7 protein-coding genes are annotated in these 7,280 nt (G+C 64.1%); 3 read left to right on the top strand and 4 right to left on the bottom strand.

The genetic code is table 11. The features are described from left to right. Positions 1-27: 27 nt before the first annotated feature. From accC to ACE04A_RS29480, 4 genes are all read right to left on the bottom strand, one after another. Positions 28-1,374 (bottom strand): acetyl-CoA carboxylase biotin carboxylase subunit, encoded by a 1,347-nt coding sequence (gene accC / locus ACE04A_RS29495; protein WP_050447096.1) that lies wholly within the window; start codon positions 1,372-1,374, stop codon positions 28-30. Positions 1,375-1,383: 9 nt separating this feature from the next. Beyond that, positions 1,384-1,839: an acetyl-CoA carboxylase biotin carboxyl carrier protein gene (gene accB, locus ACE04A_RS29490; RefSeq protein ID WP_485820797.1), complete on the bottom strand. Its 456-nt coding sequence runs from the start codon at positions 1,837-1,839 to the stop codon at positions 1,384-1,386. Between the two features lie 90 nt (positions 1,840-1,929). Continuing rightward, on the bottom strand, positions 1,930-2,364 hold the full coding sequence (aroQ, locus tag ACE04A_RS29485; RefSeq protein WP_006217272.1) for a type II 3-dehydroquinate dehydratase: 435 nt from the start codon (positions 2,362-2,364) through the stop codon (positions 1,930-1,932). Positions 2,365-2,461: 97 nt separating this feature from the next. Next, positions 2,462-2,995: a TlpA family protein disulfide reductase gene (locus tag ACE04A_RS29480; RefSeq protein WP_100853224.1), complete on the bottom strand. Its 534-nt coding sequence runs from the start codon at positions 2,993-2,995 to the stop codon at positions 2,462-2,464. Between the two features lie 141 nt (positions 2,996-3,136). Here ACE04A_RS29480 and mpl point away from each other — a divergent pair, with 141 nt between their 5' ends. From mpl to ACE04A_RS29465, 3 genes are all read left to right on the top strand, one after another. Continuing rightward, entirely contained in the window at positions 3,137-4,507 is a 1,371-nt protein-coding gene (gene mpl / locus ACE04A_RS29475) for a UDP-N-acetylmuramate:L-alanyl-gamma-D-glutamyl-meso-diaminopimelate ligase (RefSeq protein ID WP_485820796.1), read from the top strand. Between the two features lie 24 nt (positions 4,508-4,531). Further along, positions 4,532-5,134 (top strand): YqiA/YcfP family alpha/beta fold hydrolase, encoded by a 603-nt coding sequence (locus ACE04A_RS29470; protein ID WP_485820795.1) that lies wholly within the window; start codon positions 4,532-4,534, stop codon positions 5,132-5,134. Positions 5,135-5,211: 77 nt separating this feature from the next. Then, a complete protein-coding gene (locus ACE04A_RS29465) occupies positions 5,212-7,107 on the top strand; it encodes a ribonuclease catalytic domain-containing protein (protein ID WP_448717068.1) in 1,896 nt (631 codons plus the stop codon). Positions 7,108-7,280 lie beyond the last annotated feature (173 nt).

Below are 7,280 nucleotides of genomic sequence, written 5' to 3'. Positions count from 1 at the left end.
CCCCCCCCCCCCCCCGGGGGTAGTTGGTCAGGGGCGCTGAGCCAACTTGTTTTCCAGATAGTGGATGCTGGTGCCGCCTTCGATGAAGCGGGCGTCTTGCAGCAGTTCACGATGCAGCGGGATGTTGGTGGAAATGCCTTCCACCACCATTTCCGACAGCGCAATACGCATGCGGGCCAAAGCCTGATCGCGCGTATCGCCATACGTGATGACCTTGGCGATCATCGAATCGTAGTTGGGCGGCACGAAGTAGCTGTTGTAGGCATGCGAGTCGATACGCACGCCAGGACCGCCCGGCGTGTGCCAGTTGGTGATACGGCCGGGGCTGGGCACAAAGCGGAAAGGATCTTCCGCGTTGATGCGGCATTCGATCGCATGGCCCTTGAACGTGATGTCGCGCTGGCGCAGCGTGAACTTTTCGCCCGCGGCGATCAGGATCTGCTGCTGCACGAGGTCAATGCCCGTGATCAGTTCGGTGACCGGGTGTTCGACCTGGATGCGGGTGTTCATTTCAATGAAATAGAACTCGCCGTTTTCAAACAGGAATTCGAACGTGCCCGCGCCACGGTAGCCCATCTTGCGGCAAGCATCGGCGCAACGGTCGCCGATACGCTCGATGGCGCGACGGGCGATGCCGGGAGCCGGCGCTTCTTCAATGACTTTTTGGTGGCGACGCTGCATGGAGCAGTCGCGTTCACCCAGCCAGACGGCGTTGCGGCCGCCATCGGCCAGCACCTGGATTTCCACATGGCGAGGGTTCTCAAGGAACTTCTCCATATAGACTTCCGGGTTGTTGAACGCGGCGCCCGCTTCCGAGCGCGTCATGGTGACGGCGTTCAAGAGCGCGGCCTCGGTGTACACCACGCGCATGCCACGGCCACCGCCGCCGCCCGCTGCCTTGATGATGACCGGATAACCGACTTCGCGCGCAATGCGGATGATTTCCTGCGGATCTTCGGGCAACGCGCCCTCGGAACCCGGCACCACCGGCACACCCGCTTCGATCATGGCGCGCTTGGCGCTGACCTTGTCGCCCATCAGGCGAATGGTGTCGGGACGCGGGCCGATGAAGACAAAGCCACTCTTTTCGACGCGATCGGCGAAGTCGGCATTTTCGGACAAGAACCCGTAACCCGGGTGGATTGCCTCGGAATCCGTCACTTCGGCGGCCGAAATGATGGCCGGCATGTTCAGGTAGCTGTCACGCGACGGCGCGGGCCCGATGCACACGGATTCATCGGCCAGGCGCACGTACTTGGCCTCGCGGTCAGCCTCGGAGTGCACGACCACGGTTTTAATGCCCAGCTCACGGCAAGCGCGCTGAATGCGCAGGGCGATTTCGCCCCGATTGGCGATCAGGATTTTTTCGAACATTTTCAGCTATCAGCCAATGACGAACAGGGGTTGACCGTACTCGACGGGCTCACCATTTTCGACCAGGATTTCTTTGATGACGCCGGACTTGTCGGCTTCGATTTCATTGAGCAGCTTCATGGCTTCAATGATGCACAGCGGATCGCCTTCCTTGACGGTGGCGCCCACGTCGATGACCGGGGCGGCGCCCGGGTTCGGCGAACGGTAGAACGTGCCAACCATCGGCGCCTTCACGACATGGCCCTGGATGACCGGGGCGGCTTCGGCGGCCGGCGCGGCAGGCGCGGCGGCCTGGGCGACGGGCGCGGCGTGCGCGCCGGCTTCGGGCTGGTGGTAAGCCACCGGCTGCAAGGTTTGCGAGAACTTGACGATGCGTACCTTGCCTTCGCCTTCGGTGATTTCCAGCTCGGCGATACCCGATTCAGCCACCAGGTCGATCAGGGTTTTGAGTTTTCGAAGGTCCATAGAAGCTGCTTCCCGAGATAGTGTCGGCGGCGTCCCAGCGTGGGGTCCGCGCCGTGTATAAGATGTAAAAGCCGTGAGTTTGGTGCGAGGTCAGTGCCGCACTGCGTAACGCAGAGCCGCCTCGTAGCCGTCCGCGCCCAGGCCGGTGATAAGGCCTATCGCCAAGTCGGACAGATAAGAGTGATGCCTGAAGGGCTCTCGCTTATACAGATTGGACAAATGTACTTCAATAAATGGGATCGCGACCCCAGCCAGCGCATCGCGAATCGCGACGCTGGTGTGCGTATAAGCCGCCGCGTTGATGATGATGAAGTCCGTGCCGTCTTGCCGGGCCGCCTGAATGCGGTCGACCAACGCACCTTCGTGATTGCCTTGCCAAGCAGTCAGCTTGGCGCCCAATTCCCCTGCAAGCAGCTCCAGGCGCTCATTGATCTGGGGCAGCGTCAAACTGCCGTAGATATGAGGTTCCCGGGTGCCAAGCAGGTTCAGATTCGGGCCATGCAATACCAGTATGTTTTGCGCCATGCGCTTGCCAATGAGTGGATTGCCAACGGTGGAATTGCTGGCAAAACAGCCGATAAACCAGCTTTTTACGCCAATTCCTACTATTTGTCCAACAGACTTATGCCTTCAAACCCGACAGGGTTTTGTTCAGGTCGTCCGGTTGGATTTCACCCAATATCTTCCGGTTAATTCCGCCATCAGCATTGAACACGATGGTAAAAGGCAAGCCGCCGCTGGGGTTTCCCAGCTTGCGCAAGGTGTCGATGGCGCCCGCCCCGATCACCCACAGCGGGTAGGAAACTTGCACTTTCTCGACAAATTTTTGCATGTTGGCGGCGGAATCAACGCCGATACCGACAAAGCGCACATGCGGGTATTTTTTCTGCAGCGCATCCAGTTCTGGCATTTCGCGCACGCAGGGCGCGCACCAGGTTGCCCAGAAATTGACCACCATCGGCTGGCCTTTCCAATTGGCCAGCGACTGCGTCGCGCCGTTCAGGTCGGGCAACTGCAATTGCATGAGTCCGGCGACGGGGTCGCTGGCGTCGGCCGGTGCCGAAGACGTGCGGGACTTTTGCCCCAGCAAGGTGTAGGCGCCCGCAACCGTGGCGGCCACGGCCACGCCGGCGGATAGAAGTAGGCGTCGATTCATGGCGCGATCATAACCGCTGCCGCTGTTTTGCGCGTTGTTGCGGCGTGGCCGGCGAGCCCGGTTGGTGCCTCGCCAAGCACGCCCCAGCTCAGCGCCCCGGCTCGTCCGCTATATATACAATGCCGGACAGGAGAGTTTTCAATGCACCTGCACATTCTTGGCATCTGCGGTACGTTCATGGGCGGCTTGGCGCTGATTGCGCGGGCCGCCGGCCACAAGGTCACGGGTTGCGACGCGGGCGTGTACCCGCCGATGAGCACCCAGTTATCCGAACAAGGCATCGAGCTGATCGAGGGCTTTGGCCCCGAACAGATGGCGCTTGCGCCCGACCTGTACGTGATCGGCAACGTAGTCAGCCGCGGCAACCCGCTGATGGAAGCCATTCTGGAATCTGGCGCGCGCTATGTGTCCGGCCCGCAATGGCTGGGCGACAACATCCTGCCGGGCGCGCACGTGCTGGCCGTGGCGGGCACGCATGGCAAGACCACCACCAGCTCGATGCTGGCCTGGATACTGGAAGCCGCGGGCCTGGCGCCCAACTTCCTGATCGGCGGCGTGGCGGCGGACCTGCACGTGTCGGCGCGCTACGACCCCGCGCGCCGTCCCTTCGTGATCGAGGCGGACGAATACGACACGGCCTTCTTCGACAAGCGCTCGAAGTTTGTTCATTACCGCCCGCGCACCGCCATCCTGAACAACCTGGAATACGACCACGCCGACATCTTCCCCGATCTGGCCGCCATCGAAACGCAATTCCACCATTTGGTGCGCACCATCCCCGGCTCTGGCCGCATCGTGCGCCCCGCCCATTGCGACGCGCTGGACCGCGTGATTGCGCGCGGATGCTGGTCTGAAACCGTCACGTTCGGCCCCGATGGCGCTTGGCAAGCATCGCCGCCCGATGACGACGGCGCGTTCTCCGTGCTGCGCAATGGCGTTGAAGCCGGCACCGTGCGCTGGAACCTGAGCGGCGAACATAACCGCATGAACGCCCTGGCCGCGCTGGCCGCCGCCGAACACGCTGGGGTTTCGGCCGCCGACGGCATCGCCGCCCTGACTCGCTTTGCCGGCGTGAAGCGCCGCATGGAATTGCGCGGCACGGTCAACGGCGTCAAGGTGTTCGACGATTTCGCGCATCACCCCACCGCCATCGCCACCACGCTGGAAGGGCTGCGCCGGCAGGTCGGTTCGGCCCGCATCCTGGCGGTGCTGGAACCGCGTTCCAACACGATGAAGCTGGGCACCATGGCCGCCCGCCTGCCCGATGCCCTGGCCGACGCCGATCTGGTGTTCTGCTTCGGCGCGCACGGCGGCAAGCACGCCCTGGGCTGGAACCCGGCGGACGTCCTGGCGCCGCTGGGCGCCCGGGCTTCCAGTTACGATGACATCGACGCGCTGGTCGCGGCCGTGACCGCCGCCGCCCGCCCCGGTGATCAGGTGCTGGTCATGAGCAACGGCGGCTTTGGCGGCGTCCACGGCAAGCTGCTGGATGCGCTGCGCGCGCGCGGCTGAATCCCCATCTTGGACGAGCACGAAATGATTCTCTACCTGCACGGTTTTCGTTCCTCGCCAAGCTCCACCAAGGCCCGGCAGATGGCCGACGCCATGGCCCAGCGCGGGCTGGCCGCGCTATGGGCCTGCCCGCAGCTTCCCGCCAGCCCCCGGCAAGCCATTGCGCTGTGCATGGACATTGCCCAGCGCCAATTGCAGGGCGCTGACAGCCCCCGCGCGCTGACCGTGATCGGCTCATCGCTGGGCGGCTTCTACGCCACCTGGCTGGCCGAGCAACTGGGTTGCAAGGCCGTGCTGCTGAACCCCGCCGGCGAGGCGGCGCGCGACCTGGCCACCCAGGTTGGCGAGCACCACATGTATCATTCCAACGCGCCGTTCGTCTTTCTGCCCGAATATGTGGACGAATTGGCGGCCATCCACGTCCCTCGCATCACCCAGCCCGACCGGTACTTCCTGCTGGCGGCAACTGGCGACGAGGTGCTGGATTGGCGCGAAATGCGCGATCGCTACCTGGGTTGCCAACAGCGTATCGTCGAAGGCAGCGACCACGGTTTGTCCGATTTTGAACGTTGGATGCCCGAGGTGCTTGAATTCGCCCTTGGCGGCAAGCAGGTTCGCCCTCAATAATCAGTACCAGGCATCAACACTCTATCTATATAGCTGCGCAAGGCGGCGCGTGCGCGTCGCCCAGGAAGATCCCCACCATGTATGTGTTTTACGAAGATGACGGCAGCTTCAAGGCCGGCAACATCCTGTCCGAAACCGACGCCAGCCTGCAGGTGGAGTCAGAGTCGGGCAAGCGCAGCAAAATCAAGCGCGCCAACACCCTGTTCAACTTCGCGTCGCCCGAACCGGCCGCGCTGATGAGCCAGGCCGCTGCGGCCGCCGATGAGCTGGACCTGCAATTCCTTTGGGAATGCGCCCCCCAGGAAGAATTCGACACGCCGGCGCTTGCCGCCGACTACTTCGGCCATGCCCCCACGCCCGTGGAGCACGCCGCGCTGCTGATGCGCCTGCACAGCGCGCCCGCGTACTTCCACCGCCGTGGCAAGGGCCGCTACCGCCCCGCCCCGCCGGACATCCTGGCCGCCGCGCTGGCCGCACTGGAAAAGAAGCAGCGCCAGGCCGAGCAGCAACAGGAATGGGTCGATGAGATGGCCGCGGGCCGCTTGCCCGAGCCCATTGCGCAGGTTGCCGAAACCCTGTTGATCCGTCCGGACAAGAATTCGCAGCAATGGAAGGCGCTGGACGCCGCCTGCGCCAAGCTGGGCAAAAGCCCCGACCGCCTGCTGCTGGAATTGGGCGCGTGGCCGCATGCGCTGGCGCTGCACAAGCGTCGCTTCCTGGCGGTGAACTTCCCGCGCGGGCTGGAATTCCCCGAGCTGGAACTGCCGCCCATCGACCGCGAACTGCCGCTGTCGGACGCCGAAATCTATTCGGTGGACGACGTCACCACCACCGAGATCGACGACGCGCTGTCTGTCACCACGCTGCCCGACGGTCGCCTGCGGGTCGGCATACACGTGGCCGCCCCCGGCCTGTCGGTCACCCGCGACAGCGAATTCGACAAGCTGGCGCGCGCGCGCCTGTCCACCGTCTACATGCCGGGCGACAAGATCCCGATGCAGCCCGACAACGTCATCAAGGCGTTCTCGCTGGACGCGGGCCGTGAAGTGCCCGTGCTGTCGCTATACGTGGTGGCCGACCCTGAAACGGGCGAGATCATCGAATCGGATACGCGCCTGGAGCGCGTGGTGGTGCGCGAAAACCTGCGCCACAACATGCTGGACGCGCAGGTCACCGAGGCCAGCCTGGCTGACCCGTCGGTCGATATTCCTTATGGTCACTGGCTGCGACCGCTGTGGAAGCTGGCGCAGGCGCTGTCGGCGCAACGCGAAAACGTGCGCGGCAAGCCCGAAAACAATTCCCGCGTGGAATACAGCTTCTATTTGGACGGCAACCCCGACGATCCGGACACGCCGGTACGCCTGGTGCCGCGCCAGCGCAACGCGCCGCTGGACCGCATGGTGGCCGAATACATGATCCTGGCCAACAACCTGTGGGGCGGCCTGCTGCACCAGCATGGCGTGCCGGGCATCTACCGTTCGCAGCAGGCGGGCCGTGTGCGCATGAGCACGCAGGCGCTGCCGCACGAAGCGATTGGCGTGCCGCAGTATGCATGGAGCACGTCGCCGCTGCGCCGCTATGTCGACCTGGTCAACCAATGGCAATTGATTGCCGCGGTGGAACACGGCGTGTCGGCGCGCTTGGTGGCGCCGTTCAAGCCGCGCGACGCGGACCTGTTCGCCATCATCGGCGCCTTCGACGCGCAGTACGCCGCCTGGGCCGAATTCCAAAGCGCCATGGAACGCTACTGGTGCCTGCGCTGGCTCAAGCAGCACGGCGTGACCCGCACCGTGGCGCACGTGCTGCGCGACGACCTGGTCCGCTTCGCCAACGCACCGCTGGTGACCCGCGTGGGCGGCATGCCAGAACTGGAACGCGGCACCGCCGTGGAAATCGACATCCTGGGCATGGACGAACTGGGCCTGGAGCTAGACTGCCGCTACGTAGGCGAACTACCCCCCGCTAGCACGTAGGATGGGTGAAGCGCGCAGGGCTTCATGCAACTGAAACACGGCCCAGCGCGCGCAACCCATCAAGCGCCCGTAACCACCCAACGCCCCAGCCCGGCCACAGCGCCAGTGGGTGCGCGACGGCGTAGCCGCCTTGCGGCATGCCGTCCAAAAGCTGTTACACAGCGGTCGGGCGG

It is taken from the genome of Achromobacter colocynthidis (assembly GCF_057334535.1).
The sequence above is the reverse complement of the archived record's forward strand: the minus strand, read 5'-3'. Positions and strand labels throughout refer to the sequence as shown.